This window comes from Nocardioides sp. WG-D5 (genome assembly GCF_054031175.1).
Map to the genome: position 1 here is coordinate 1921160 of NZ_CM132928.1, position 25190 is coordinate 1946349.

The window sequence follows — 25190 nt, forward strand, 5'->3', positions numbered from 1 at the left end:
GTACGTTTAAGTATAGTAGATCACTCTACTTTGGCAATGGCTCTGACAATGGCGGGCTGCTCCCACCCCAGACGTACCATTTCAACCATGGGTTACAACGTGGAGAAGTCCGACGAGGAGTGGCGGGCAGAGCTGACGCCCGAGGAGTACGCGGTCCTGCGCCAGGCGGGCACCGAGCGGGCGTTCACGGGTGAATACACCGACACCGAGACCAAGGGCGTCTACTCCTGCAAGGCCTGCAAGGCCAAGCTGTTCGAGTCGGACACCAAGTTCCACTCCGGCTGCGGCTGGCCGTCGTTCTACCAGCCGATCAGCGACACGATCGAGTACGTCGAGGACAAGTCGCACGGGATGGACCGGGTGGAGGTCCGCTGCGCCAACTGCGGCTCCCACCTCGGCCACGTCTTCCCCGACGGCTACGGCACCCCGACCGGCGACCGGTTCTGCATCAACTCGATCTCGATCTCGCTGGAGCCCGCGGACCAGGCCTGATCCGGCTAGCGTGGCGCCGTGACAGTGCGGATCGCCATGTGGTCAGGCCCGAGGAACCTATCCACGGCGCTGATGCGCTCGTTCGAGAACCGGCCGGACTGCACGGTCGTCGACGAGCCGCTGTACGCCGCCTACCTCTCGGCGACGGGCCTCGACCATCCAGGACGTGACGAGGTGCTCGCCTCCCAGCCGAACGACTGGCGGGTCGTGGCCGAGGAGATCACCTCCGGTCCGGTCGGCTCGGAGGTGCAGTACCAGAAGCACATGACCCATCACCTCCTTCCGGAGATGGACCACGGCGCCTTCGCCGGGCTCTCGCACGCGTTCCTGGTCCGCGACCCGGAGCGGGTGCTGACCTCCTACGCCAAGGTCCGCGAGGAGCCGACGCTCGAGGACCTCGGGCTGCCGCAGCAGGTGGCGCTCTTCGAGGAGTTCGGCGGGCCGGTGGTCGATGCCGCCTCGATCCTGGCCTCGCCGAGGGCGGCTCTCGTCGGGCTGTGCGAGGCATTGGGCATCGGGTTCGACGAGGCGATGCTGTCGTGGCCGGCCGGACGCCGCGACTCCGACGGCGTGTGGGCCCCGCACTGGTACTCAGGGGTGTGGGCGTCGACCGGCTTCGCGGCCTCCTCCCCCGGTGCGGCCGATCCGCTGCCCTCGCGCCTGGCGCCGCTGCTGGAGCGCTGCCTGCCCTACTACGATCGCCTCGCCCCCTATGTCATGAAAGTTGACTGATGCTGCAGACATACGACCCCCGCAACGACGACATCCAGGTCTGGATCAACGGCGAGCTCAGCCACCGTCTGGAGGCGCGGATCTCGCCGTTCGACTCGCTCGCCCAGGGCGGTGACGGCGTCTGGGAGGGCCTGCGGCTCACCCGGGGTCGCATCTTCAAGCTCTCCGAGCACCTGCTCCGGCTGCGACGCTCGGCGCGGGCGATGGCCTTCTCCGACATCCCGTCCGACGAGTTCATGACCCAGGCGATCCGCGAGTGCCTGGCCGCCAACGCGATGCACGACGACGTCCACATCCGGCTCACCCTCTCGCGCGGCGTGAAGGTCACCTCGGGCATGGACCCGCGGCTCAACCAGTCCGGCCCCACGCTGATCGTGCTGGCCGAGTTCAAGTCGCCGGTCTACGACGACTCGGGGATCACGCTCGTCACCGCTGCCCAGCGCCGCCCGCGCGCCGACATGCTCGACCCGAAGATCCACCACAACAACCTGATCCCCTCGATCCTGGCCAAGGTCGAGGCCAACAACGCCGGCGCCGACGACGCGCTCATGCTCGACGACGCGGGCTACATCGCCGAGACCAACGCCACCCACTTCTTCCACGTACGCGACGGGGTGCTGCGCACCTCGACGACCCGGGCGTGCCCCGAGGGGATCACCCGCGCCACCGTCCTCGAGCTCGCCGCCGAGCTGGGCCTGCCGGTGGACGTCGGCGACTTCTCGCTCACCGACGCCCACACGGCCGACGAGGCCTTCGTCACCGGCACCATGGGCGGCATCACCCCGGTGGTCTCGCTCGACGGCCGCCCGATCGAGCGCGGCCCGGTGACGCAGCAGCTCGCCAAGGCGTACGCGGACCTGCAGGCGACCTCGGGGACGGTCGTCGCCTGACGCCTCACCCCACTCGCTCGAAGACGGCGCCGTCGAGGACGACCGTGCCCTTGCCGTACGTCTCGTCGAGGCGCTCCTGCAGACCGCCGTCATCGATCAGCACGCGCAGGTGGACGACACCACGCGACAGACCGCTGCTGACGTGGTGCGGCTGGTCGGCGAGCTCCTCCTGGATCTCGCCGAGCTCCTCCTGGGACACGGTCGCGCGCGAGACGCAGAGCATCCCGCCCCAGGTCTTGCGCAGCTCCTTCTCGGCCGCGGCGGGGTCACCGGTGACGCGTACGTTGAGGATGAGCTTGCGCGGGTCGTTCATCGGGCTCGCCACCCGCGTCTGGTCGAGCCACAGGTCGCTGTAGCCCGGCAGCCGTTGGGCGGCGGCCACGGTCGCCTCCTGGGTCTCCATCGTGGTCCGCTCGGGATCGAGCACCTTCCAGCCGCCCTCGGGCTCCGGGCACGGGCTGCTGAAGTCGATCTCCTCGACCGGCGGAACGGACGCGTCGGCGGCCGGCACCGCATCGGTCACGGCGAACGTCGTGTCGTCGAGCGTGCCCGTGACCTGGAAATCACCCCAGCGCGTGCCCGCGTGCTCCTCGTGCTCGGGATGGTCGGCCCAGTCCCAGCCGGTCATCTCGAGCCCGTCGCACTGCGGCGGCATCGACTCCGCGATCGCCCCGTAGCACAGCTGCGGGCCACCGCCGTTGTCGAGCACCGTCACGGTGCCCGTCGAGCGGACGGTGCCGCTCCCCGTGGCCGGGTCGAGCACCCGGTCGTTCCCACATGCGCTCGCCACCACCAGGAGCAGCACCCACCCATATCGCCACATGTTGTTTTGACGGCTGAGGCGGTGCCTACGTTGCGCTGCCCTGGCCGTCGCGCCAGGCGACGAGCTCCTCCAGGAACGAGAGGTCGTAGTCGGGGCCGTTGACGCCGTGGGTGAACAGCGTGGCTCCGGCGTCGGCGAACTCCTTGGCCGACTCGACGTCGCTGACCTCGACGGAGATCTCGATCTCGGAGACGTCGCGGCCGACGTTCTTGCAGTGCTCGGCGAGGATGCCGTGCTTGCGCTCGAGGGTGGGGATGTCGGAGAAGGAGTGCCAGATGTCGGCGTGCTTCGCGACGTACTTCAGGGTCTTCTTCTCCCCGCCGCCACCGATCATGACCGGGATCTTCCGGACGGGCGCGGGGTTGAGCTCGGACCAGCGCTTCTCGATGCGCGGGAGCGCCTCGCCGAGCGCGTCGAGGCGGGAGCCGGCGGTGCCGAAGTCGTAGCCGTACTCGGTGTAGTCCCGCTCGAACCAGCCCGACCCGATGCCGAAGAGCAGCCGGCCGTCGGAGATGTGGTCGACGGTGCGGGCCATGTCGGCGAGCAGCTCGGGGTTGCGGTAGGAGTTGCAGGTCACCAGGCAGCCGATCTCGACGCGGGTGGTCTGCTCGGCCCAGGCGGCGAGCATCGTCCACGCCTCGAAGTGCTTGCCGTCGGGCTCTCCGTAGAGCGGGTAGAAGTGGTCCCAGTTGAAGATCACGTCGACGCCGATCTCCTCCGCGCGGCGCGCGGCGTCGCGGATCTGGGCATAGTCGGCGTGCTGGGGCTGGATCTGGACTCCGATGCGGATGGTCATGTGTCCAACCCTACGGAGCGGCTGGCTTTCGTCCTCGCGTGAATCGGCCCTATCGTTCGGCAGGCGGCGGATCGTGCCGTACGAGAGCTGAAGAGGGGTGCGAGATGCGACTCGGGTGGGACCTGCACGAAGACGGCAAGAAAGTACGCGAGGGGGCGATCGTCAAGCCCGGTGAGCGGCTGAGCTGGCCCCGCACGATCGGCTTCGGCGGCCAGCACGTGGTCGCCATGTTCGGCGCCACGTTCCTGGTGCCGCTGCTGACCGGCTTCCCGCCGACCACCACGCTGTTCTTCTCCGGCGTCGGCACGCTGCTGTTCCTGCTGATCACCCGCAACCGGCTGCCCAGCTACCTCGGCAGCTCCTTCGCCTTCATCGCGCCGATCGGTGCCGCGATGGGCGGCGGCGGGATGGGCGCCGCCCTCTTCGGCATCCTGGTCACCGGCGCACTGCTGGCGCTGGTCGGCGTGATCGTGATGGTCACCGGCACCGGCTGGATCGAGGCGCTGATGCCGCCCGTGGTGACCGGCGCGATCGTCGCGCTGATCGGTCTCAACCTGGCCGGTGCCGCGACCAACAACGTGGTCGGCGGTGACCTCGCGAAGCCCGACAACGGCGCGGTGCTGGTCGCTGCGATCACCCTGCTCACGGTGCTGGTCGTCGCCGTCGCCTTCCGCGGCCTGATCGCGCGGCTCTCCATCCTGGTCGGCGTCGTCGTCGGCTACGTCGCCGCGCTGCTCCTGGGCCAGATCGACACCTCGGCGTTCGAGAAGGCCGCCTGGTTCGGGCTGCCGTCCTTCACCACGCCCGACGTCTCCTGGTCGGTCGTGCCCATGTTCCTGCCGGTCGTGCTCGTCCTCGTCGCCGAGAACGTCGGCCACGTACGCAGCGTCGCCCACCTCGCCGGCGACGACACCATCAACCGCGAGACCGGCCGGGCCCTGTTCGCCGACGGCCTCGCCACCACCATCGCCGGTGGCTTCGGTGGCTCGGCGACGACGACGTACGGCGAGAACATCGGCGTCATGACCGCGACCCGGGTCTTCTCGACGGCCGCCTACTGGGTCGCCGGCGTCGTGGCGATCCTGCTCTCGCTGTCGCCGAAGTTCGGCGCGCTGTTGAACACCATCCCGGCCGGTGTGCTCGGCGGCATCACGGTGGCGCTCTACGGCCTCATCGGCCTGATCGGTATCCGGATCTGGCTCGACAACCGCGTCGACTTCGCCGATCCGGTCAACCAGTTCACCGCCGCCGTCGCCCTGGTCATCGGCATCGGCAACCTCACCCTGACCTTCGGCGATCTCACCTTCACCGGCATCGCGCTGGGCACCATCGCCGCGGTCGTGATCTACCACGGGATGCGCGCCCTGGCGCGCCTGCGAGGTCGCTGACCCGGCTCAGAACTTGCTGCGCGTCGTCGGAGTGGGAGAGAAGGCGGCGCTCAGCCTGAGCACCTTGGCGAACTCGGTGGCCTTGTCGACGGACAGGAAGCCGTCTGCCTCGCCCGACCCGATGATGACGCCACCGTTGTCGAGCTTGGTGAGGTGCTTGTCCATGCCGCCCGGCAGGGCCTGCGCCCTGGCCTCGGAAAGGTAGTTGAGATAGCCGAGCTTCGGCCCCGGCTTCCCGACCGGCTGCACCTCTGCGAGAGCGTCGGTGAAGGACCTCGAGGTCACGGCCGCCCAGTCAGGGTCCCAGGCAGAGACGAGCTCACGGAGGATCGGATCGGCGAGCGTGGCGATATCCGCACCTCGCCACTTCACCACAAAGCTGTTGCGGACCTTGGCAGACTCGACATATCCGCCGACGACAAAGGTGATGGCCGCCGTCGCGATTCGATTTCCTCGAGCCCGATAAGACTGGCTGATTCCGACATGAGGAGCATCGGTATTCTCCCGAAACGCGGCGGATATCGCTTGCAGGGCAGTATCCCGCTCACCAAGCGAATTCCCGGGAAGCGCGGGCGAGGACCAGGAGACCGTCTCGCCGAGAACCTTGTCCAGGCCTGCGATGAATGCCACCAGCTCGTCTGCGACCTGCTCGGCAGTCTCCTGGCGTGGGCCCCAGAACCCTCGCGCGATCAGTTCTTCATCCACGGCCATGACCGTATCACCGCTCCTTCTTCGTATCGGCCGCCGTCCTCGGCGCCCACCGGGCTCTCCCTGTGATCACCTGCGCCTCATCCATTGCTCTTGGGCGCATTCCAGCCGTCCCAATCACCTGGCGGGTTGACGAACTCCTGGTGCCTGACCGAGATCGGGAGGTCGAAGTCCTCGAACAGGGTCCGAGCCGCTTCCATGGCCTCTTTGTTCGAGAAGACCCACTCAACCGGGGTATCGCCCGCTGCGTCCACCTGCCGCAGGGCCTGATCCAGCCATTCCTTTTCCTTGGCACCGTTGGGATATCCCCACGAGTCGATCATCTTCCCGTATCCGTGCTTCGTCTCGATCAGCTTCCCATCGAGAATTCCGTCGAACTTGACCTCGTTGTCGAGCGATCCACGAAGAACGAATTCCAGCCCGTCGTCCTTGCCGGTCACCTGGCGCTCGAACTCGGCGCCGAGCTTCTGCTGGAGGAACTTGTGGTTCCTGTTGACGGGCCTCCACTCACCGGGGCCCAGCCTGCCGTCCAGGTCGCGTCGAGCATCCGCCTGCTTCCGGATGTTCTCGGCGACATCGTCGGCGTTCTTCTTGAGCGAGTCCCCGACCTCGGTGAGCACCTCGCCCGCCTTGTCGAGGGCCTCCTTGGCGATGTCGCCGAGCTGCTTGGCCATAGAGGTCTCCTACGAGGCGAAGAGGGGAAGGGCGGACACTTCGGCGGCGAACGTGCGGCACAGCTCGTACTGGTCGGCGCCGCAGTCGCTCAGCGCGGTGGCGATCTGCTCCATCAGGTCGTAGCTGAGCTGGGTCGAGGCGGTCGCCTCCCCGTCGGTCACCAACGGTGCTTCCGCGATCGACATGGCGAGATCGGTGATCGTGCCGGTCAGCGGTTCGATCACCATGCTCGCCACCTGCCCGATCAGCTCCTCCATCGCGATGTCGGTCGCGATGTCGAGCGCTTTCTTCCGCACCGCGATGAGCGCGGCGTTGCCGGCCACGCTGAGGCCGGCGGTGACCACGGCGGTCGCGGCCGCCGCCGCGATCTGCGCAGCGGTGATCGTCAGCTCGGCGATCACCTTGACCTTCAGGCCGACGATCGCGTCCGCGAGCAGGTCGATTCCGGTGGCAACCTCGGGCAGGGCGTCGAGCACCGCGTCCATGTTGGCCGTGCGGTTCTCCGTCCACGCCCTGATCAGCGCGTTCACCGACTGAGCCGTGGCACCGTCACCGAGCTCGCTGACCCGCATCTCCAGATGATCGAGCGTGCCGCGAAGATCCGACTCCAGCCCACGCAGCAGCTGCGCGGCGTCGCGTACGGCATCTTCATCGACGTTCGGCCATTCATAGCCGAGCAGGTCGAGAACGAAATCCAGCTCCCCAGGGATCGTCATCCCCACGTCTCTGCCCTCCCAAGGTGTCACGTGGATGTCTCAGCAGGACGTGACGGGATCGGCAAATCGACCCCGAGCACGAGCCACCGCGACGGACGAGGTTAGTGGAGACGTACGGGGGCCGACAGCGAATTTCAGAGACGCGACCGACCGGTCAGGGAAGGCGATCCAGGAGGTCGGCGATGTCGACGCGGGCGCCGGTGTAGAACGGCACCTCCTCGCGTACGTGGCGGCGGGTCTCGGAGCCACGGAGGTGGCGCATCAGGTCGACGATGCGGGAGAGATCGTCGGCCTCGAAGGCCAGCATCCACTCGTAGTCGCCGAGCGCGAAGGACGGGACGGTGTTGGCCCGCACATCGGGGTAGTCGCGCGCCATCTGGCCGTGCTCGGCGAGGAGGCGGCGGCGCTCCTTGTCGTCGAGGAGGTACCACTCGTAGGAGCGGATGAACGGGTAGACCGCGACGTAGTCGTGGGTGCGCTCGTCGGCGAGGAAGGCCGGCAGGTGGCTGCGGTTGAACTCGGCCGGGCGGTGCAGTGCCATCTGCGACCACACCGGCACCAGGCGTCCACCGAAGGCGGTGCGACGCAGGCGGTGGTAGGCCGACTGGAGCTTGTCGGAGGAGTCGGCGTGCAGCCAGAACATCACGTCGGCGTCGGCGCGCAGGCCGGCGACGTCGTAGGTGCCGCGCACCACGATGTCCTCCTCGGCGAAGGCGGCGAAGAGCTCCTCGACCTCGACCGCCTCGGCCTTGCGGTCGGCGTCGCCGAGGGTCTCCTCCAGGGAGAAGACCGACCACATCGTGTAGCGGATGGTCGCGTTGAGCTCGTTGATCTTGGCTGCGTTGGACTTGATGTCGGCCTGCGGGTCGGTCATGCCCCCATTTTGCGCCAAGGCAGGTCACCGGGTCCCCACCGGGCTCTATGGTGAGCCCATGCTGCCGCTGCGTACCCGCATCTTCGCCTTCCTCCAGGAGCGCCTGGTCAAGACGCCGCTGAACGCCGAGGAGATGATCGCCCTGCGCGCCCAGCGCGAGGGGCTCCGCACCGGCCCGATCACCGCCTTCCTCTTCGGCCGCCCCGCGGACGTAGAGGTCAAGGAGACGTACGTCGACGGGCGCCGCTTCGTGATCTACACGCCTCCCGGCGTCGGCGAGGCCGCGCCGGTCGTCATCAACTACCACGGTGGCGGCTGGTGTCTCGGGACGCCGGAGCAGAGCGCGTGGGTCTCCTCGCACGTGGCCGCGGGGACCGGGTCGATCGTGGTCGCGCCGTCCTACCGGCTGGCGCCCGAGCATCCGTTCCCGACTGCCGTCGAGGACGCCTGGTCGGCGTTGGAGTGGGTCGCGAAGAATGCGGCCGACCTGGGCGGCGACCCCTCGCGGATCGCGGTGATGGGCGACAGCGCCGGCGGCAACCTGGCGGCCGTGGTGTCGCTGATGGCCCGTGATGCGGGCGGTCCCTCGGTGCGGGCGCAGGTGCTGATCTACCCGGCGGTGGAGATGTACGAGAAGTTCCCCTCCGAGGCCGCCAACGCCAACGGGCCGGTGCTCACCTCGACGCAGATGAGCACCTTCGGCCACCTCTACATGGGCGAGCGCTACGGCGACGAGTCCTGGCAGGCCTCTCCCCTGCGCGCCGCCTCCCATGCCGACCTGCCGCCGGCCCACATCATCACCGCGCTGCACGACCCGATCCGCGACCACGGCACCCGGTATGCGGAGGCCCTGCGTGCTGCCGGCACGCCGGTCTCGCTTGTCGACTACGACACCGCGTTCCACGGGTTCATGTCGCTCCCCGGGGTCGCCCCGGCCGCACCGGAGGCTCTCGCCGGGATCGTCGCGTTCCTGCGGTGAGATCATCGACAGTTTTCAACCATCGATTGGGAGTTTGTTAACCCTCCACGCCAGGCCGTGTTGTAACGTTCCACCCGGGTGTCCATCGCCAGGTTGTCTCGGGTTGTGCGCCACCTCGATCCCCCCCATTCGCCTGCGGCTGAGAGCGCTTTCGCGTGTCCTCGACGAGCCCTGGGCACACCGGAAAGGCGTGGTGACATGGCAGACGTCTCCATCAAGATCGAGACCCTTGATCAGACGGTCAAGAAGCTGGATTCGATCATCGACGAGTTCGACCACGCCGTCGGCAACGCCGATGCGCTCGAAGGCGCCATCGGCAACCCGTTCCACCGTGGTGAGCTGCGCGGTCAGGCCGACGACTTCGAGCAGCGCTGGGACATGAAGCGCAAGGAGCTCAAGGACGAGCTCTCCGACGTGCGGGACCACATCAAAGGCGTCGTCGAGGGATTCCAGAACTGGGACAGCGAGACGGCTCTCCTGTTCCAGCAGAAATAGACGGATGGAGTGAGTCATGGATCAGTCACCCAAGGGTCGGGAGATCCAACCCCTCACCGGCGACTCGGCGGTGATCGTCGCTCGCGGCAACAAGATCGAAGAGCTCGGCGTGCAGATGTCCGAGGCGGCCACCGTCCTCGAGCAGATCGCCACCGGTGAGCTGGCCGACGGCCAGATGCAGGGCAAGGCCGTCGCTGAGCTCCAGGACAAGATCGGGTCCTCCTACGAGACGCTGCGGGAGGCCAGCGAGCTGTACACGCCCGTCGGTCCCCTGATCGCTGCGTACGGCACGAGTCTCGGGGAGCTCCAGGCCAAGATGGGCCCGTTGGTCGACTCGTGCACGGACAAGTGGGCGACCTACGAGGCGCTCCCGGGAGACCGCGAGGCCGACGACGAGGAAGGCCGGGCCAAGGAGACCGCTTACAACGAGTGGCACGACGACGCCGAGAGCTGGGATGCCCAGTACGACACCTGGGAAGACGCCTACGACCTCGCGGTCAACGGCATCGGCAACGAGATGGCCGGCAGCATCAAGGACGGCTTCTGGGAGATCTTCGGCTTCCTGATCAACATCCTCGAGGCCATCGCGATGGTCTTCATGATCGCCGGACTCTTCCTCGGTGGCATCGTCGCCGTCATCGGATTCGCCCTCGGAGCCTTGGTGCTGATCGGCAAGATCGTCCAGGCGTCAGCCGGCAAATGCGAGGTCACGGATGTGCTCTTGGCAGTCCTCGCCATTCTTCCCTTCGGAAAGCTCGGCCAGATCGGCAAGGCCTGGGGCCAGTTGGGGAAGGGTGCCGCCTCCGGCGGAAAAACCGCCGGCGCCGCCGGACGAGGCTACGGAAACTTCGCTCTGAAACGAGCGGTGCCGCTGAACCCACCTCCCGTGAACGTCACGTTCGGCGCCAAGTTCAAGACCGCACTCTCCATCTCCACCGGCTTCAGGGAGGTGCCCCGCACCAGGGCTGCCTGGATGGCCAACCCGTTCAAGCCCCCCAAGGACATTCCCGTGGGCATCATGAGCGGCTCCGACATCGCTACCGGGATGGCCATCTTCGGGGCGGTGCGCACAGGGACCTGGGCCCAGAAGGTCGGGGCCGGCTTCGACGGGCTCAGCGGCCTGGGTAAGTGGGCAGGCGAGTGGTACGGCACCACCTCGACGAGCCAGGCGCTGAACGAGCGGCGCACCCATGACCAGCAGAGCGCACAGCCCTCGGAGGGATGATGCCGGAGACATGGCACGCTGAGATCGCCCAGCCGTCGGAGCGATGGATCTGGGTCCCGAGCTCAGGCGAGCTCGACGCCGCGGGTGCGGAGAGGTGGGTCGAGGACGTGCTCGCCTCGCTCCGCGACACCTGGGACGGCGAGTGGACCGACGAGGTCGACCCCGAGGCGCGTGCCCTGCTCGCGCACCACCTCGCCGACGACCTCCACCCCGGGACGCTGGCCTCGATGCTCCACTGGCCGCTGCCCGCGCCGGTCGTCAGCCGGGTGCGGGTCGTACTCGGGGGCGGTGAGCCGACCTCGGCCGAGGAGTGGCGGCAGGAGGGCTTCGACGTCGATGAGTACGCCGGGGCCGCTCTCGGTCCCGGACTGAGATGTCTCGCGTCCAAGACCGGAGAGCTCGACGGTGAGACCGTCGAGTTCCTCACCGGGATCTTCGTCTTCTCGACGCAGGAGATCAGCGTGATGGTCGTTGTCGAGGCAGGCGCACCCGAGATCTTCGGTCTCACCATCGCGGACATGCCGCTCTTCCTCGCCGAGCTCGAGGTCGTACGCCCCGATGGCACCCCGTTCTCGGCAGAGCCGGTCCCCGGTATGCCGAGCGATCCGTTCGACGTCTGGGAGGACTCGTCCTTTGTCTGAGGCAGCATCAGCCCCACAGTCCTCGCTACGCGAGATGCTCGGTGGCGCCAAAGAGCCGGAGTTCCAGCTGAGGCTGCTCCCGGGCTGGGAACGACACTCCCCGGATGAGGCCGATCGGGCCGCGATGGACGCGGCGTTGAAGAAGCGCTTCATGAGCATCAACAGGCCCGAGCTCCACGCCTCCATGCGTGCGCAGCTCGATCAGGCGTACGCACTCATGAAGCAGCAGCAGGTCAAGGCCTACTTCGCTGCCACCGCCCCGACCGACAGCCTCGCCATCATTCCCGGCGCGATCGTCGCGACGACGTTCCACGCCCACAGCGGCGGGACCCTCGACACCCACGTCGCCGCGTTGATCCGTGACCACGGCGCCAAGCCGCTCTTCGGCGACAAACGGTTCATCCGCTACGAGCGCGAGTCGACCCGGACCGCCGAGGGCGACGAGGCCGTGATCGTGACGTCTATCGTCTACATGACCCCCGTCCCCGGCTCGAAGCGGCGCCGAGGGCTCCAGCTGACCGCGACGCTCGCCCGGCCGATGGACATGGTCGTGACCGATGAGAAGTTCCTGGCGTGGAAGCTGGCTCTGGACGTCTGCGTCTCGACCCTCCGGTGGGTGCCGGCCTGAGTCAGCTCAGGTCCTCGGCGGCTCGGTGCGCCGAGGCGATCGTGGCCGGGATCCCGACGCCGTCGTAGGAGGCCCCGGCGAGGGTCAGGCCGGGCACCGCGCGGAGCCCCTGGCGGATCCGGGCGACCCGGTCGAGGTGACCGACCGGGTACTGCGGGAGCCCGTCGGTCCAGCGCTGGACGTGCACGTCGGTCGGTGTCGCGGTGATGCCGACGATCTGCTCGAGGGCCGCGAGGGAGTCGGCGACCAGGCGGTCGTCGTCGTCCGAGGGTGGCTCGCCGTGACGTCCGATCGAGGTACGCAGGTAGTTGCCGCGCTCCCCCACCCACGCCCACTTGGCGAAGGAGAAGGTGGACGCCTTGATCGCGCACTCCTCCACCGGTGGGACGAGGAAGCCGGACCTGCCGGCCAGCTCGGCGGGGAGGTCGGGGAAGGCGAAGGTCACCACGGCGACGCTCGCGGTCTCGATCGTGGACAGCTCGCGGGCGACCGAGGGGGCCGTCGAGCGGAGCAGTTGTGCGGCCACCGGAGCGGGAGTCGCGACCACTACGGCATCGGCGGCTTCCACCTCGTCGCCGATCTCGACCAGGAAGCCCTGCGGGGTCCGGGTGACGGTGTCGACCGGGGTGCCGAGCCGGATGTCGAGGCCCTCGGCGAGGGTCGTGGGCAGGCGGGACATGCCGCCGTCGATCCCGGCGAAGACCGGCACGTCGGAGGTCGGCAGCGCGGCGGCGGCCTCCAGCAGCGACCCCTTCTCGGCCAGCATGAACAGCTGCGGCGCGGCCGCCTTCACCGAGATCGCACGGGCGTGGCCGGCGTAGACCCCGGCGAGCAACGGGTCCGCGAGCCGGTCGGCGGTCTCGTCACCGAACCGGGACGCGATGAAGTCGCCGACGGAGATGTCCTCGTCCGTCTTCGCAGGTGGGAGCGTGGGTTCGCGGCGTACGACCTCCAGGGTCTCCTCGGAGAGAAGACCGGCCGACTCCAGCGCGGGCAGGTCGAGGGGTACGCCCATGATCGAGCGCGGGATCGGCCGCAGCGCGCCGCGCGACCAGATCGAGGACTTCGCGTCGGTCGGGTGCACGATCTCGAGGCCGATCTCACGAGCGAGGGACACGCCCTCCGGCCGGCGGTTGAGCATCGCCTCGGCACCGACGTCGACCAGGTGTCCGGCGACGGACTCCCCGCGGATCTTCCCTCCGACCCGGTCCGAGGCCTCCAGCACCGTGACCCGGTGGCCCTTCAGCGACAGGTCGCGGGCCGCGGTCAGTCCGGCGATCCCTGCTCCGACGACGATGACACGCACAGGAGAAGTCTCGCACCCTGACGATGAGCTGGGTCAGCCGAGCCGCTCGACCGCGTTCTTGGCCTCGACCAGGCCGACGCCGGTCGCCTCCCGATAGACCTTGATCGCCTCGATCTTCTTGCCGGCGCGCACGAGCGCCACCACCTCGTCCTGACGCGGCACCGGCGGCTCCTCCAGCCCCGCGTGCTTCAGGAGCAGGTCGACCTGTCCTCGAGCCGGTGCAGCCGGCGGGTGAGCTTCGTGCGGGTCCTGCTCGACGAGGACTCGATCACGAAGTAGAGCAGAACCAGACCGACGAGGGCTACGACTCCGAAGACATCCACAGCCGAACCCTAGTGCCGAGGCGTCACCCCCGTCGGCCGAGCTGGCACCGCAGTGCCGACTCGGCCGACGTATGTGACGTCTCGGCGGGGTCGAATCAGCTGGCCAGCTTTCCGAAGTTGGAGCGGTGGAAGACCAGGGGCTGGCCGGCACCGTGGTCGGCGGCGTGGAGCTGGAGGAGTACGACGATGTGGTCGCCGGCCTCGACCTCGCGGTAGACCGTGCAGTCGAAGCGAGCCAGGCCCTCGTCCAGGGTCAGCGCCCCGTCGACGGTCTCGCTGACGACCAGCCCGTCGAAGCGGGAGTCGACGGGCCCGGCGAGCTGGCGGCAGACCTCGCCGTGGTGCTCGGCGAGCACCGTGACACCCAGGTGCGAGGAGCGGCGCAGGTCGGGCCAGGTCTTCGACGTCCTGGCCACCGAGAAGGAGACCAGCGGCGGGTCCAGGGACACCGAGGTGAACGAGGAGGCGGCCAGGCCGATCGGCTTGCCGTCGACCAGAGCCGCGACCGCGACCACACCCGTCGGAAAGACCCCGAACGCCTTCCTCAATGCCTGCGGATCCAGATCCTGGTTGGTCGTCAGCGGCGGTACGTTCGTCATCTCTCGTCCTCTCGTCGCGATGTCATCTACTCGATGAGCCCGGGCTCGACGACCGACGTGAAGTCGACCTTCTCGGGGATCTCGCCCGCCTCGAAGAAGGCATCGGCCAGCTGCTGCTCGGAGGCGATGTGCTCCTCGGTCACCGGGCCGACCACGGAGGCCTTCTTCGCCGCCACCTCGCTGGTCGTCGAGACCGGGAGGCCTGACTCCGAGGCCCAGCCCTCACCCCACTTGTCGGGGTTCTGCTGTGCCCACTCGAAGCCGTCCCTGACCAGGCCGACGAAGTGCTCGATCGACTCGCGGGTGTCGGTCTCCTCCAGCGAGGCCGCCGAGGCGATCTCGAAGGCGAGGTACGGGTCGGTGGTGCCGCCCTCGTCCGCCGTGATGTCGACGGCACCGTCCTCGTTGACGGCCTGGGTGACGAACGGGTCCCAGATGGACCAGGCGTCGACCTCGCCGGCCTGGAACGCCGCCAGCCCCTCGGCGGGCTGGAGATACTGCGGATCGACGTCGTCGAGGGTCAGGCCGGCCGACTTGAGCGCCAGCAACAGGTGGCCGTGGGCGGAGGTGCCCTTGCCGACGGCGATCCGCTTCCCCTTCAGATCGGCGGAGGACGTGATGTCCGACCCCTTCGGGACCAGGATCGAGTCGGTCTTCTCGTCCTGCTCCTCGACGGTGGCGACGACCTTGAAGTCGGCTCCGGCCGCGGCACCGAAGATCGGCGGCGCCGAGCCGACCCAGGCCACGTCGATCTGGTCGGCGGCGGCAGCCTCGATGATCGGTGGCCCGGCGGTGAACTCCGACCACTCGATCTCGTAGGGAAGGTCTTCCAGGAGGCCGGCCTGGGTCAGCACGGAGCGGATGCCGTCCTTCTGGACGCCGACCCGTAGGACCGGCTTGTCCGCGTCGGCCGAGCCGGACGAGCCGCAGGCGGCCAGCGCACCGCCGAGCAGGACGAGCGCGGCCGGGGCCACGAGGAGACGCGTCAGGATGCTGTGTGGGGACACGGTAGGGATGCCTTCTATCTGTCGGTGGGGGGTCATGCGGCCTGGTCGACGACGCCCAGGAGCGTCAGCAGCGCCGCTCGGCGCTCGACGATCTCGGGGTGGTCGCGTCGACGCGGGTGCGGCAGTGCGATCTGCTCGTCGTGGACGATGGCGCCCTCGTCGATGAGGATCACCCGGTCGGCGAGCAGGAGGGCCTCCTCGACGTCATGGGTGACCATGAGGACGGCCGGGCGGTGGGCGTCGACCAGGCGGCGTACGAGGTCCTGGGCGGCGATCCGGGTGAGAGCGTCCAGCGCGCTGAACGGCTCGTCGAGGAGGAGCAGGTCGGGCTCGCGCACCAGCGCACGAGCCAGAGCCACCCGTTGGCGCTGGCCGCCGGAGAGCTGGCGCGGCCACGCCTTCTCGCGGCCCTCCAGGCCGACCTCCGCGAGCATCGTCCGGGCGTGGGCGACGGCGCCGGGCCCCCGCAGACCCAGGGCGACGTTGTCGAGGACCGTACGCCACGGGAACAGCCGCGGGTCCTGGAAGACGACCGCCGGGGCGGCGCCGGTGACCACCGTCCCGGTGGCGCCGGTGTCGAGGCCGCCGACGATGCGCAGCAGGGTGGACTTCCCGCTGCCGGAGCGGCCCAGCAGGGCCACGAACTCCCCGGAGCGGATCTCCAGATCGATGCCGGCGAGCACCTCGTGCTCACCGAAGGCACGGTGAACCCCCGCCAGCGAGGCGACGACGCTCATGCGCTTCTCCCTTCGTCGCGCCAGCGCAGAGCGCGGCGCTCGAGCAGTCGTACGGCCCAGTCGGTGACCAGGCCGAGCGCGGCGTAGCAGAGCAGGCCGACGACGATCACGTCGGTCTGCAGGAAGTCGCGCGCGTTGTTGATCAGGAAGCCGAGACCGGCGCCGGCGTTGACCTGCTCGGCGACGATCAGCGCGATCCAGGCCATGCCGAGTGCCTGCCGCAGCCCGACCAGCAGGCCGGGCGTGACCGCCGGCAGGTACAGGTGGCGCAGGCGCTCGGTCCAGGTGAGCCGCAGGGCTCCGGCCACCTCGGCGAGGTCCGGGTCGACACCGCGCAGGGCCGCGACCAGGTTGAGGTAGAGCGGCACGATCACGAAGAGCGCGACCAGGTAGATCTTGGGCTCCTCCTTGATCCCGAACCAGATGATGAACAGCGGCACCAGCCCGAAAAGCGGCAGGGTCCGCAGCATCTGGACCAACGGGTCGACCAGGGCGTCGCCCAGGGCACTCAGGCCGACGATCCCGCCGAGCACGAACGCGATCAGCGCTCCGAGCAGGAAGCCGAGGGCGGCACGGCGCGCGGAGACGGCGATCGCCTCCTGCAGCTGCCCGCTGCCGATCAGCTCCCAGGCGGTGCCGGCCAGCTGCACCGGCGAAGCCAGCGTGCGCTCGTCGAGGATCCCGAGCGACGAGAACAGCTGCCATGCCGCCAGCACGAACACCGGGCTGAGCGAGCGCAGGATCTTGAGGGTCCGCGGCGAGAGCACGCTCCTGCGCGCCGAGACCGCCCGCCCGGCGGGCGCTGCTCCGGCGACCTCCTCGACGGCCGGGTCGGTTGCGGCGAGCCCGGCGACCTGGCTCATCGGGGGGCTCCGAACGGGACCGCGGCCCCGCGGCCGACGACCGGCGCGGGGTGGGACCACAGGCCCCGGCGGGCGAGCTCGGGCAGGACGCCCTCACCGAACCAGTAGGACTCCTCCAGGTGCGGGTAGCCCGAGAGCACGAACTCGGTGATCCCCACCGCGTGGTAGGCCTCGATCAGGTCGGCGATCTCGGTGTAGGAGCCGACCAGCGCGGTCCCGGCGCCACCTCGGACGAGCCCGATGCCGGCCCACAGGTTGGGGTGGATCTCGAGTCCGTCGCGCGAGCCCCGGTTGAGCTCCAGCATCCGCCGCTGGCCCTCCGAGACGCTGCGGGAGAGTCCCGCCTGGACGTGCTCGATGTCCTCGTCGGAGATGTTCTCGAGCAGCCGGTCGGCCTCGGCCCACGCGGCCGCCGAGGTCTCGCGGGCGATCGAGTGCAGCCGGATCCCGAAGCGGAGCTCACGCCCGCGGTCGGCAGCCAGCTTCTGAACGCGAGCGATCTTCTCGGCGACCGCGGCAGGTGGCTCGCCCCAGGTCAGGTAGACGTCGGCGTGCTCGGCGGCGACGTCCAGCGCGGCCGGCGAGGAGCCCCCGAAGTAGACGCCCGGGACCGGTGTCGGCCGCTGCTCCAGGCGCGCGTTCTCCACCGAGAGGTGCTTGCCGGAGAAGGTCACCGTCTCCCCGGCCCAGAGCCGGCGGACGATGTGCAGGAACTCCCCGCACCGCTCGTACCGCGCGTCCTTGGCGAGGAAGTCGCCGTACATCCGCTGCTCGTGGTCCTCGCCGCCGGTGACCACGTTGAGCAGCAGTCGCTGCCCGGACAGGTTCTGGAAGGTGCCCGCCATCTGCGCCGCCAGGTAGGGCGAGACCGAGTCGGGCCGGAAGGCGACCAGGAACTTCAGCCGCTCCGAGAGGGAGCTGAGCATCGCGGTCGTCACCCAGGCGTCCTCGCACCAGGCCCCGGTCGGCGTCAGCGCCGCCTCGAAGCCGAGCTGCTCGGCGCTGCGGGCGATCTGCCCGAGGTAGGGCACGGTCGCGGGACGGCCCGCCGCCAGCGCGCTGACGCCGTGGCCGCCGCCGATCACATGACGGCCGTCGCCGCCGTTCGTCGGTAGGAACCAGTGGAACTTGAGAGTGTTCATCACTGCCTTTCGGTGGGATGTGGTGGGGATGTCAGAGCTGCCCGTGCCGCGGCGGCCGGGTGCCGTCGACGGCCCACCGCCCGAGGTGCTGGACCTTCCAGGCGGCCGGGTCGTGCAGCGTGTGGGTGCGCGCGTTGCGCCAGTGGCGGTCGAGGCCGGTCGTCGTCAGAGCCGACCGGGCGCCGGAGACCTCGAGCAGCCGGCTGGTGACGTCGACCGACACCTTGGCGGTCGACGCGCGGGCGGCCGCGACGGCGAGGCTCGCCTCTGCGGCCGACTTCTCGGTGAGGTCAGCGTCGGCCTCGTCCACGCGTCGCCCCGCCTCTGTGAGGAGCGCCTCGGCGCTGCGTACGGCCAGCTCCATCTCGCCGAAGGCTTGGACGACCAGCGGGTCCTGCGCGGCCGTCTCGACCCCGGCGATCGCGACGGCGTCGGCGTAGGGGCGGGACTTCGTGCAGACGAACGCGGAGGCCTCGTCCAGCGCACGCCGGGCGATCCCGGCGTCGATGGCCGCGTGCAGCAGCTGCGCAAAGGCGCCGTAGGTCGTCGGCACGTCGAACGTGATCGCGAACGGGGTGATCCACTCGTCCGGAACCACGACGTCGGTGAGGCGCACCGTCCCGGACCCGGTCGTACGCTGCCCGACGGCGTCCCAGTCGTCGATGATCTCGACGCCGGGGCTCTCGGTGCGGACCCACGCCACCTGCAGCGGCCCGTCGACGTCACGGCGGGCGAGCACGGCGAGGTAGTCGGCGAACAGGGAGCCGGTGCAGTAGAACTTCTCGCCGTTCAGCAGCCACTCCCCCTCCTCCCGGGCAGGCGTGAGGCTCGTCCGGATGTCCCGCACATGCTTGGTCCCGAACTCGGATTGCGCGTTGGCGACCAGCGCCCCGGCACGCACCTCGCTGTAGATCCGCTGCTGCTGCTCACGCGTGCCGTTCAGCCGCAGCTGGTTGAGGAAGACGAAGTGGCTGTGCGGCACCTGGCCGACATTGGGATCACCCCACGAGACCAGCCGGAACACCTCGGCCACGGTCGTGGCCGGGAGCGCGGGACCGCCGAACTCGAGCGGGACGGTGAGCGCACCGAGCCCGGCGGCGGCGTACGCCTTGACCTGGTCGTAGGGCAGCGCCCGGTCTCGGTCGCGGGCGCCGTCGCCGAGCGCGAGCTCCTCGGCCACCCGTCGGGCGACCAGGGGCGCGGTCTCGGCGTCGAGCCGGGCGATCTCCGTCGTGCTCAAGCCACGGGCTCCAGCTGCTGCGCCTCGAGCTCGCGCACGAGCGGGAGCACGCGCTGACCGAAGTACTCCACGTCCTCGAGGTAGTGCAGGAAGCCGCCGAGGATCAGGTCGGCGCCGGCCCGCTTGAACTCCACGATCCGCTCGGCGACCTGCTCGGGCGTCCCGATCAGCCCGGTGCGGAAACCGTCGTTGTACTGGACCAGGTCCTCGAAGCTCGAGTCCTGCCACATCCCGGTCTTGTCGCCGGTCGACTGCCCGGCCTGCTTGACCGCGGAGCCGAAGCCCTCGACGGCCTCGCGGTCGGCCTTGTCGATGATCTCCCGGAGGGTGTCGCGCGCCTCCTTCTCGGTGTCGCGGGCGACGATGAAGCCGTTGATCCCGAACCGGACCCGGCGCCCCAGCGGCTCGGCGACGGCGTTGACGTCCTTGATCTGCGCGGCCAGGCCCTCGGGGGTGTTGCCGTTGGCGAAGTACCAGTCCGAGACCCGGCCGGCCATGCCCTTGGCGTCGGAGGAGTTGCCGCCCTGGAAGATCTCCGGGTGCGGCCGGCCCTCGCTGGCCAGCGGCTTCGGCTTCAGGTCGAAGTCGTGCAGCCGGTAGAAGTCGCCGTTGAGCTCGGCCGCGTCGCTCGTCCAGATCTCGCGCAGGTAGCGGATGAACTCCTCCGAGCGGCGGTAGCGCTCGCCGTGCTCGAGCCACGGCTCGCCCAGCTTGGTGAACTCGTCCTTGAACCAGCCGGAGACGACGTTGACGGCCGCGCGCCCGCCGGAGATGTGGTCGGCGGTGGCCAGCCACTTGGCGAGTACGCCGGGCTGCCAGAGCCCCGGGTGGACGGCGGCGATCACCTTCAGCCGCTCGGTGGCCAGCAGCAGCGCGAGCGAGAACGAGGTCGACTCGTGCTGGTAGGCCGCGCCGTAGGAGGCGATGTAGCGCACCTGGGAGAGTGCGTACTCGAAGCCGTTGTTCTCGGCCAGCTGCGCGAGCTTCTTGTTGTAGTCGTAGCTCCAGTCGGTGCGCTGCTCGATCTTGCTCACCACCAGGCCGCCGCTGACGTTGGGCACCCAGTAGGCGAACTTCAGGGGCTCGGTTGCCGGTGAAGTCATTCTGGTCTCCTTGGATCGCTAATGTCTATTAAACTTATCGGATTAAACAGGCGACGGGACCGGATCTTCCGATGTGGACCACCGGAAGACCCGATCCCGTGATAGGCGCCGCCTATCAGGCGGTGGCAGGGCGAGAGGTGGTGCCGATCGCCCAGGCGTACGGCGGCGGGGTGCCGTTCACCAAGTGCGCACCGACGACCTTCGCCTTGAGGATGCGCGGGTTGTGCGAGGAGACCGTGCGGGCGTTGCGCCAGTGCCGGTCCAGCCCGCGCTCCCGCTCCGTGCCCGAGGCGCCGAGCGTGTCGAACAGGTTCGTCACCGCGGTGAGCACCTGCTCGGTCACGACGACCTGGGCCGCCGAGGACTCGAGCTCGGCGAGCTCGTTGGCCGCCGCGATCGCGGCCTCATCCCCCGAGCCGGCCAGGTCGGCGTTCTCCTGCAGCGCGGTCGCGGTGCGGAGGGTCGCCGCCTCCACGACGTACGCCGCCGAGGCGATCTCCCCCACACGCGCGAGCACCTGCGGGTCGTCGCGCACCCGCGCGGCGTTGGCGTGGGAGTAGTTGCGCTCCCGCGCCCGCACCGCATCGACCGTGTCTGCCGTGGCCGCCCTGGCGATGCCGGCCAGCGTCGCCAGCAGGTTCAGCTGGTAGAGCGCGGTCTGGTAGGGGTAGCGCTGCCCGAACGGGAGCACGTTCTCGGCCTGCACGGTGACGTTCTCGAACGTCGTCGTCCCCGACCCCGTGCCGAGCTGGCCGAAGCCCGCCCAGTCGTCGGTCGTGGTGACGCCGTTCTCCCGGGTGTCGGTGATCGCGATGACGAACTGCTTCTCACCGTCGGGCCGTGCGCCGTCACCGGCAGACTCGTCCAGCAGGGCATACACGTCGGCCCACTCGGCGAAGATCGTCCCGGTCGTGTAGTACTTCGACCCGTTCAGGACGTACGTCCCGTCCGACCGCTTCGTGAGCACGGTCTGCTGGGTGTCGATGGTCGTCGACCCCACCTCCGACCAGGCGTTCCCGGCGATCTCACCGGACACGAAGCGCTCGAACCAGATCTCCTGACCCGTCCCGGCGTTGTGGTGCCAGAGCCGGTCCTCGGCGAAGGCGAAGTGCCCGCGCAGCGCCTGGGCGAGGTTGGCGTCGGCCGCGACCAGGTCGATCCAGAGCTGCGTGAGCTCCGGGAGGGTCGCGCCGGCGCCCCCGAACTCCTCAGGGACCCGGACGGCGCCGAAGCCGGCCCGCTTGAGCCGGTCGACGGCTTCGGTCGGCAGCTCTCCGGACAGCTCGCGCTCGAGGGCCCCTGCCGCGATCTCCTCGAAGATCGGGGCGAAGCGGGCGCGCAGCTTGTCGAGCCGCTCGGTCCGGATGGTCGGCCGGGTCAGGAAGGTGTTGTCGAGCGTCGTCACCTCCGCCTCCTCACGTGTACCAGGTCGGCGCCGGGATCTCGCCGAGCAGCGCGTAGCGCCCGACCTCGGCCCGCTTGTGCGCCACCGGGTCGTGCAGCGAGTGGGTCCGGATGTTGCGCCAGGCGATGTCGAGGCCGACCTTGTTGGAGGTCGCCCGGGCACCGGTGAGGTCGTAGACCTTGGTGCCGATCTCCAGGCCGACGTCGATCGCGACCTGCTTCGCGGCAGCGATCACGACCGCGGCCTCGCCGCGCTCCTGCTCGGTGACCTCGTCGGCGTGGGAGTTGATGGCCTCGATCAGGGTCGCGGCCCGCTCGACCAGCGCCTCGGCCGCCCAGAGCTTGGAGGTGAGGTCGCCGTAGGTCTCCTGGATGTAGAACTCCTCGCTCGCGCTCTCCTTGACGTCGCCGGCGTAGGGCCACGCCCGGGTCGTGTCGCGGGTGTAGGTCGCCGCGGTCTTGAGGGCGCCCTCGGCGATCCCGATGTAGAAGTTGGCGAAGATGATCTGGATGAGCGGGACGTTGAGCGTGTTGTAGACCCGCGGCTGGAACTCGAACGAGCCGTCGCCCTGCTTCACGTAGCCGGCCGCGGCCTCCCAGGGGACGCGCACGCCGTTGATCTCGACGGCGCCGGACTCGGTGAGCCGCTGGCCGAGGTTGTCCCAGTCGCCGGCGAAGACGATGGCCTCCTGCTGGGTCGGGACGATCGCGAAGACGTGCTTCTCGGTGCCCTCGATGACGCCCTCGAGCACGGTCAGGTCGGAGATCCGACCGCCGGTCGAGAACGACTTGCGACCGGTGAAGACGAGCTCGTCGCCCTCGACCGTGATCACCAGGTCGTCGTCGCGAGGGTTGACCGCGCCACCGAAGAAGAAGTTGTTCTCGGTGTAGAGCTGCTCGACGGCGGCGATCTGCTCCGGGGTGCCGACGAGTCGCGCCGCCCAGGCCCAGAGGTAGTGGTAGCCGAGCAGCTGCCCGATCGAGCCGTCGCCCGCGGCGACCGCCCGGACGACACGCAGCGCGGTCGTCCAGTCCTGACCGGCGCCGCCGTGCTCGACCGGACCGAGCAGGGTGACCAGGCCGCTCTGCTTGAGCAGGTTCACCTCGTACGTCGGGACCTGGTTGGCCCGGTCGCGGGCGACCGCGTCCACGGAGAGACGAGTCGCCACCTCGCGTGCCCGGTCGATCCAGCCCTCGGGGGTCGTGGGTGCCGCATCGAACTCCGCGGCGTTGCGTACAGCCTCTGTGGTCATCGCGCCCTCTCTCAGTCTTGTGTCGTGGAACCTTGCATCCTTAGTCGACTAAATTAGTAGAGAATGAGCAGGTGGTCGCCGGATGGACGCCAGCGATCACCGATCACCCGCTCGGGATGACCGATCACCTCCAAGGGAGCGACATGAGGATCGAGCAGCTGGAGTACATCGCGGCCGTGACGCAGCACGGCTCACTGCGCCGCGCGAGCGAGCAGCTCCACATCTCCCAGCCGGCGCTGAGCGAGGCGATCACCAAGCTCGAGCGCGAGCTCGGCGTGACCCTGCTCGACCGGCGCCGGGCGGGTGCCCGGATCAGCCGCGAGGGCCAGGACCTGCTGCACTCCATGTCGGATGTTCTCGAGGCCGTCGACCGGCTCCGCCTGGCCGCCGGCGACCAGCACGCCGGGATCAGCTCGGTTCGGGTCGGCACCGTCCACGCCGGCACCTCGACGGTGCTGCTCCCGACGTTGCGGAGATTCGCGGACGAGCATCCGCGCACGAGCGTCGAGGTGCGCACCATGGTGCAGGAGGACATCTACCTCGCCCTGACCGAGGGCACGATCGACATCGGCCTGGTCAACCTGCTCGACGGCGACGACCTGCCACCGACGGTCGAGGGCACCGTGCTGCTCCACGGGCGGCCGATCGTCGTGCTGCCCGCCGGCCACCCGCTCGCCTCCCGCGACGAGATCACCGTCGCGGAGCTCCGCGAGGAGCCGTTCGTCGGCATGCGCTCGGGCTATCTGATGTACCGCTTCGCCCACCGCGTCTTCGGGCGCGAGCTCCCCCGCCACTGGCACGCCACCGACGGTGCCGAGATGGGCAAGATGATGGTCGGCGAGGGTCTCGGGCTCACTCTGCTGCCCGACTACAGCGTCGTCGGCGACCCGCGCGAGACCGGCGGGCACATCACCGTACGTCCCCTGGCCGGGGATCGCTCCCGGGTGACGATGGTCGCGGTGCAGCGTCACAACGCGCGTGCGACCTCGGGGGCGCGCAGCCTGCTCGACCTGCTCGCCGAGACGGCTGCCCGGTCTCAGCCCGCGGCCGGCTCGTAGCTCTGGACGAACTCGGTCAGCCGGGCGAGCTGGTCGGGGTCGGTGCTGGGGATGACGCCGTGGCCGAGGTTGAAGACATGACCCTTGGCCCGGCGGCCGGTCTCGATGATCCTGCCGGCCTGCTCGAGCATCACCTCGGTGGGCGCGAAGACGAGGGCGGGGTCGAGGTTGCCCTGGACGCCGAAGCCGTCGCCGAGCTGGTCGATCGCCCAGTCCAGCGGGGTGCGCCAGTCGACGCCGACGACCTCGGCACCGGCGCTGCCCATCAGCGGGAGGAGCATGGCGGAGTTGACGCCGAAGTGGATCCGCGGGACGCCGAGCTCACCGATCCGGGACAGCACCGCGGTGGAGTGGGGCAGCACGTGACGCTCGTAGTCGGCGGGCGTGCAGGCGCCGGCCCACGAGTCGAAGAGCTGCACGGCGGAGGCGCCCGCACGGACCTGGACCTCCAGGAAGGCGGCGGAGATCCCGGCGATCTTGCGCATCAGGGCGTCCCACACGTCGGGAGCACCGAACATGAGCGCCTTGGTCTTGGCGTACTCCTTCGAGGGGCCGCCCTCGACCAGGTAGGAGGCGACGGTGAACGGGGCGCCGGCGAAGCCGATCAGCGGGGTGCCGCCGTTGATGCCGGCCAGCTCACCGGTGAGGTTCTGGACGGCCTCGGTGATGTAGGGGACGTGCTCCGGGGTCAGGTGCGGGATCGCCTCCACGTCGGCCATGGTGCGCACCGGGTCGGCGACCACGGGGCCGACACCGGGCTTGATCTCGAGGTCGACCCCGACCGCCTTCAGCGGCAGCACGATGTCGGAGAAGAAGATGGCCGCGTCGACCCCGTAGCGGCGTACGGGCTGGAGGGTGATCTCGGTGATCAGCTCGGCGTTCTGGCAGGACTCGAGCATGCCGATGCCCTCACGGACCTTCAGGTACTCGGGCAGCGAGCGGCCGGCCTGACGCATGAACCACACCGGCGTACGGCTCGGCTTCTGCCCTGCGAGTGCCTGTAGGAACGGGGAAGAAGCGAGCGCGTCGGAGGTCTTCCCAGGAGTATTCACAGCGGCCACCGGGCAATGGTCCCATCCGGTGCGGCGTGTAC

29 protein-coding genes are annotated in these 25190 nt (G+C 69.3%); 10 read left to right on the forward strand and 19 right to left on the reverse strand.

Going from position 1 to position 25190, the window contains the following annotated elements:
• Positions 1-87 precede the first annotated feature (87 nt).
• Genes msrB through ACWZJV_RS09290 form a run of 3 tightly spaced genes read left to right on the forward strand, consistent with a single transcriptional unit; the run spans position 88 to position 2114 of the window.
• Positions 88-492: a peptide-methionine (R)-S-oxide reductase MsrB gene (gene msrB / locus ACWZJV_RS09280; protein WP_008361154.1), complete on the forward strand. Its 405-nt coding sequence runs from the start codon at positions 88-90 to the stop codon at positions 490-492.
• An 18-nt stretch (positions 493-510) separates the two neighbouring features.
• Positions 511-1224 carry a sulfotransferase-like domain-containing protein gene (locus ACWZJV_RS09285; protein WP_196872864.1) on the forward strand — a complete coding sequence of 238 codons (714 nt, stop codon included), beginning with the start codon at positions 511-513 and terminating at the stop codon, positions 1222-1224.
• Positions 1224-2114 (forward strand): aminotransferase class IV, encoded by an 891-nt coding sequence (locus tag ACWZJV_RS09290; RefSeq protein ID WP_196872863.1) that lies wholly within the window; start codon positions 1224-1226, stop codon positions 2112-2114. Before ACWZJV_RS09285 ends, ACWZJV_RS09290 begins: the two co-directional genes overlap by 1 nt.
• Positions 2115-2118: 4 nt before the next feature.
• Here ACWZJV_RS09290 and ACWZJV_RS09295 read toward each other — a convergent pair whose 3' ends face one another.
• Together ACWZJV_RS09295 and ACWZJV_RS09300 are read right to left on the reverse strand one after the other, a co-directional pair.
• On the reverse strand, positions 2119-2904 hold the full coding sequence (locus tag ACWZJV_RS09295; RefSeq protein WP_457181243.1) for a hypothetical protein: 786 nt from the start codon (positions 2902-2904) through the stop codon (positions 2119-2121).
• A gap of 58 nt (positions 2905-2962) precedes the next feature.
• Positions 2963-3733: an LLM class F420-dependent oxidoreductase gene (locus ACWZJV_RS09300; RefSeq protein WP_196872861.1), complete on the reverse strand. Its 771-nt coding sequence runs from the start codon at positions 3731-3733 to the stop codon at positions 2963-2965.
• Positions 3734-3837: 104 nt separating this feature from the next.
• Between ACWZJV_RS09300 and ACWZJV_RS09305 the strand changes: the two genes are divergently transcribed.
• On the forward strand, positions 3838-5121 hold the full coding sequence (locus ACWZJV_RS09305; protein ID WP_457181244.1) for a uracil-xanthine permease family protein: 1284 nt from the start codon (positions 3838-3840) through the stop codon (positions 5119-5121).
• A gap of 6 nt (positions 5122-5127) precedes the next feature.
• Here ACWZJV_RS09305 and ACWZJV_RS09310 read toward each other — a convergent pair whose 3' ends face one another.
• From ACWZJV_RS09310 to hemQ, 4 genes are all read right to left on the reverse strand, one after another.
• Positions 5128-5826 (reverse strand): Imm52 family immunity protein, encoded by a 699-nt coding sequence (locus ACWZJV_RS09310; RefSeq protein ID WP_457181245.1) that lies wholly within the window; start codon positions 5824-5826, stop codon positions 5128-5130.
• An 83-nt stretch (positions 5827-5909) separates the two neighbouring features.
• Positions 5910-6503, reverse strand: a complete 594-nt coding sequence (locus tag ACWZJV_RS09315; protein WP_008361140.1) for a Tox-REase-5 domain-containing protein — start codon at positions 6501-6503, stop codon at positions 5910-5912.
• A 9-nt stretch (positions 6504-6512) separates the two neighbouring features.
• Entirely contained in the window at positions 6513-7220 is a 708-nt protein-coding gene (locus tag ACWZJV_RS09320) for a WXG100-like domain-containing protein (protein ID WP_196872858.1), read from the reverse strand.
• A gap of 154 nt (positions 7221-7374) precedes the next feature.
• The gene (gene hemQ / locus ACWZJV_RS09325; protein ID WP_008361137.1) at positions 7375-8094 is read right to left on the reverse strand and encodes a hydrogen peroxide-dependent heme synthase; all 720 of its coding nucleotides are present in this window, start codon (positions 8092-8094) and stop codon (positions 7375-7377) included.
• A gap of 58 nt (positions 8095-8152) precedes the next feature.
• On the opposite strand from hemQ, the gene ACWZJV_RS09330 reads away from it, so the two are divergent.
• From ACWZJV_RS09330 to ACWZJV_RS09350, 5 genes are all read left to right on the forward strand, one after another.
• Entirely contained in the window at positions 8153-9073 is a 921-nt protein-coding gene (locus tag ACWZJV_RS09330; RefSeq protein WP_457181246.1) for an alpha/beta hydrolase, read from the forward strand.
• 198 nt (positions 9074-9271) lie between these two features.
• Positions 9272-9568: a flagellar protein FlgN gene (locus tag ACWZJV_RS09335; protein WP_457181247.1), complete on the forward strand. Its 297-nt coding sequence runs from the start codon at positions 9272-9274 to the stop codon at positions 9566-9568.
• Between the two features lie 16 nt (positions 9569-9584).
• The gene (locus tag ACWZJV_RS09340) at positions 9585-10793 is read left to right on the forward strand and encodes a hypothetical protein (protein WP_457181248.1); all 1209 of its coding nucleotides are present in this window, start codon (positions 9585-9587) and stop codon (positions 10791-10793) included.
• A complete protein-coding gene (locus ACWZJV_RS09345; protein WP_457181250.1) occupies positions 10793-11434 on the forward strand; it encodes a hypothetical protein in 642 nt (213 codons plus the stop codon). Before ACWZJV_RS09340 ends, ACWZJV_RS09345 begins: the two co-directional genes overlap by 1 nt.
• Positions 11435-11585: 151 nt before the next feature.
• A complete protein-coding gene (locus tag ACWZJV_RS09350; protein ID WP_457181251.1) occupies positions 11586-12062 on the forward strand; it encodes a protein TPRXL in 477 nt (158 codons plus the stop codon).
• Position 12063: 1 nt separating this feature from the next.
• On the opposite strand, the gene hemG is transcribed toward ACWZJV_RS09350, so the two are convergent.
• From hemG to ACWZJV_RS09410, 12 genes are all read right to left on the reverse strand, one after another.
• Positions 12064-13368 carry a protoporphyrinogen oxidase gene (hemG, locus tag ACWZJV_RS09355; protein WP_457181252.1) on the reverse strand — a complete coding sequence of 435 codons (1305 nt, stop codon included), beginning with the start codon at positions 13366-13368 and terminating at the stop codon, positions 12064-12066.
• 33 nt (positions 13369-13401) lie between these two features.
• Positions 13402-13530, reverse strand: coding sequence for a ribosomal protein L7/L12 (locus ACWZJV_RS09360; RefSeq protein WP_457181253.1), 129 nt, complete (start codon positions 13528-13530; stop codon positions 13402-13404).
• Between the two features lie 26 nt (positions 13531-13556).
• Positions 13557-13691 carry a hypothetical protein gene (locus tag ACWZJV_RS09365; protein ID WP_457181254.1) on the reverse strand — a complete coding sequence of 45 codons (135 nt, stop codon included), beginning with the start codon at positions 13689-13691 and terminating at the stop codon, positions 13557-13559.
• 95 nt (positions 13692-13786) lie between these two features.
• Positions 13787-14290, reverse strand: a complete 504-nt coding sequence (locus ACWZJV_RS09370; RefSeq protein ID WP_008361120.1) for a flavin reductase family protein — start codon at positions 14288-14290, stop codon at positions 13787-13789.
• A 26-nt stretch (positions 14291-14316) separates the two neighbouring features.
• A complete protein-coding gene (locus ACWZJV_RS09375) occupies positions 14317-15297 on the reverse strand; it encodes an ABC transporter substrate-binding protein (RefSeq protein WP_457181255.1) in 981 nt (326 codons plus the stop codon).
• A 32-nt stretch (positions 15298-15329) separates the two neighbouring features.
• On the reverse strand, positions 15330-16034 hold the full coding sequence (locus ACWZJV_RS09380) for an ABC transporter ATP-binding protein (protein ID WP_457181256.1): 705 nt from the start codon (positions 16032-16034) through the stop codon (positions 15330-15332).
• Positions 16031-16897, reverse strand: a complete 867-nt coding sequence (locus ACWZJV_RS09385; protein ID WP_050800903.1) for an ABC transporter permease subunit — start codon at positions 16895-16897, stop codon at positions 16031-16033. The genes ACWZJV_RS09380 and ACWZJV_RS09385 overlap by 4 nt, the downstream gene beginning before the upstream one ends.
• Positions 16894-18039, reverse strand: coding sequence for an LLM class flavin-dependent oxidoreductase (locus ACWZJV_RS09390; protein WP_457181257.1), 1146 nt, complete (start codon positions 18037-18039; stop codon positions 16894-16896). The genes ACWZJV_RS09385 and ACWZJV_RS09390 overlap by 4 nt, the downstream gene beginning before the upstream one ends.
• A 31-nt stretch (positions 18040-18070) precedes the next feature.
• Positions 18071-19279, reverse strand: a complete 1209-nt coding sequence (locus ACWZJV_RS09395; RefSeq protein WP_457181258.1) for an SfnB family sulfur acquisition oxidoreductase — start codon at positions 19277-19279, stop codon at positions 18071-18073.
• Positions 19276-20382, reverse strand: a complete 1107-nt coding sequence (gene sfnG, locus ACWZJV_RS09400; protein ID WP_008361112.1) for a dimethylsulfone monooxygenase SfnG — start codon at positions 20380-20382, stop codon at positions 19276-19278. The genes ACWZJV_RS09395 and sfnG overlap by 4 nt, the downstream gene beginning before the upstream one ends.
• Before the next feature lie 115 nt (positions 20383-20497).
• A complete protein-coding gene (locus ACWZJV_RS09405) occupies positions 20498-21787 on the reverse strand; it encodes an acyl-CoA dehydrogenase family protein (RefSeq protein WP_457181259.1) in 1290 nt (429 codons plus the stop codon).
• 10 nt (positions 21788-21797) lie between these two features.
• Complete coding sequence (locus ACWZJV_RS09410; RefSeq protein ID WP_457181260.1) at positions 21798-23039, reverse strand: acyl-CoA dehydrogenase family protein; 1242 nt, start codon at positions 23037-23039, stop codon at positions 21798-21800.
• A 143-nt stretch (positions 23040-23182) separates the two neighbouring features.
• On the opposite strand from ACWZJV_RS09410, the gene ACWZJV_RS09415 reads away from it, so the two are divergent.
• Entirely contained in the window at positions 23183-24097 is a 915-nt protein-coding gene (locus ACWZJV_RS09415) for a LysR family transcriptional regulator (protein WP_457181261.1), read from the forward strand.
• On the opposite strand, the gene hemE is transcribed toward ACWZJV_RS09415, so the two are convergent.
• Positions 24076-25158, reverse strand: a complete 1083-nt coding sequence (gene hemE / locus ACWZJV_RS09420) for a uroporphyrinogen decarboxylase (RefSeq protein WP_457181262.1) — start codon at positions 25156-25158, stop codon at positions 24076-24078. The two genes, ACWZJV_RS09415 and hemE, sit on opposite strands and share 22 nt — an antisense overlap.
• Positions 25159-25190: the final 32 nt, after the last annotated feature.

What these genes read in the sequence shown, in the direction of transcription:
- ACWZJV_RS09305 (WP_457181244.1), top strand. Translation starts at nt 3,838, where the DNA reads ATGCGACTCGGGTGGGACCTGCACGAAGACGGCAAGAAAGTACGCGAG.
- ACWZJV_RS09290 (WP_196872863.1), top strand. Translation starts at nt 1,224, where the DNA reads ATGCTGCAGACATACGACCCCCGCAACGACGACATCCAGGTCTGGATC.
- ACWZJV_RS09340 (WP_457181248.1), top strand. Translation starts at nt 9,585, where the DNA reads ATGGATCAGTCACCCAAGGGTCGGGAGATCCAACCCCTCACCGGCGAC.
- ACWZJV_RS09415 (WP_457181261.1), top strand. Translation starts at nt 23,183, where the DNA reads ATGAGGATCGAGCAGCTGGAGTACATCGCGGCCGTGACGCAGCACGGC.
- sfnG (WP_008361112.1), bottom strand. Translation starts at nt 20,382, where the DNA reads ATGACTTCACCGGCAACCGAGCCCCTGAAGTTCGCCTACTGGGTGCCC.
- ACWZJV_RS09300 (WP_196872861.1), bottom strand. Translation starts at nt 3,733, where the DNA reads ATGACCATCCGCATCGGAGTCCAGATCCAGCCCCAGCACGCCGACTAT.
- msrB (WP_008361154.1), top strand. Translation starts at nt 88, where the DNA reads ATGGGTTACAACGTGGAGAAGTCCGACGAGGAGTGGCGGGCAGAGCTG.
- ACWZJV_RS09330 (WP_457181246.1), top strand. Translation starts at nt 8,153, where the DNA reads ATGCTGCCGCTGCGTACCCGCATCTTCGCCTTCCTCCAGGAGCGCCTG.
- ACWZJV_RS09315 (WP_008361140.1), bottom strand. Translation starts at nt 6,503, where the DNA reads ATGGCCAAGCAGCTCGGCGACATCGCCAAGGAGGCCCTCGACAAGGCG.
- ACWZJV_RS09335 (WP_457181247.1), top strand. Translation starts at nt 9,272, where the DNA reads ATGGCAGACGTCTCCATCAAGATCGAGACCCTTGATCAGACGGTCAAG.
- ACWZJV_RS09350 (WP_457181251.1), top strand. Translation starts at nt 11,586, where the DNA reads ATGAGCATCAACAGGCCCGAGCTCCACGCCTCCATGCGTGCGCAGCTC.
- ACWZJV_RS09390 (WP_457181257.1), bottom strand. Translation starts at nt 18,039, where the DNA reads ATGAACACTCTCAAGTTCCACTGGTTCCTACCGACGAACGGCGGCGAC.
- ACWZJV_RS09385 (WP_050800903.1), bottom strand. Translation starts at nt 16,897, where the DNA reads ATGAGCCAGGTCGCCGGGCTCGCCGCAACCGACCCGGCCGTCGAGGAG.
- ACWZJV_RS09370 (WP_008361120.1), bottom strand. Translation starts at nt 14,290, where the DNA reads ATGACGAACGTACCGCCGCTGACGACCAACCAGGATCTGGATCCGCAG.
- ACWZJV_RS09380 (WP_457181256.1), bottom strand. Translation starts at nt 16,034, where the DNA reads ATGAGCGTCGTCGCCTCGCTGGCGGGGGTTCACCGTGCCTTCGGTGAG.
- ACWZJV_RS09410 (WP_457181260.1), bottom strand. Translation starts at nt 23,039, where the DNA reads ATGACCACAGAGGCTGTACGCAACGCCGCGGAGTTCGATGCGGCACCC.
- ACWZJV_RS09345 (WP_457181250.1), top strand. Translation starts at nt 10,793, where the DNA reads ATGCCGGAGACATGGCACGCTGAGATCGCCCAGCCGTCGGAGCGATGG.
- ACWZJV_RS09320 (WP_196872858.1), bottom strand. Translation starts at nt 7,220, where the DNA reads ATGACGATCCCTGGGGAGCTGGATTTCGTTCTCGACCTGCTCGGCTAT.
- hemQ (WP_008361137.1), bottom strand. Translation starts at nt 8,094, where the DNA reads ATGACCGACCCGCAGGCCGACATCAAGTCCAACGCAGCCAAGATCAAC.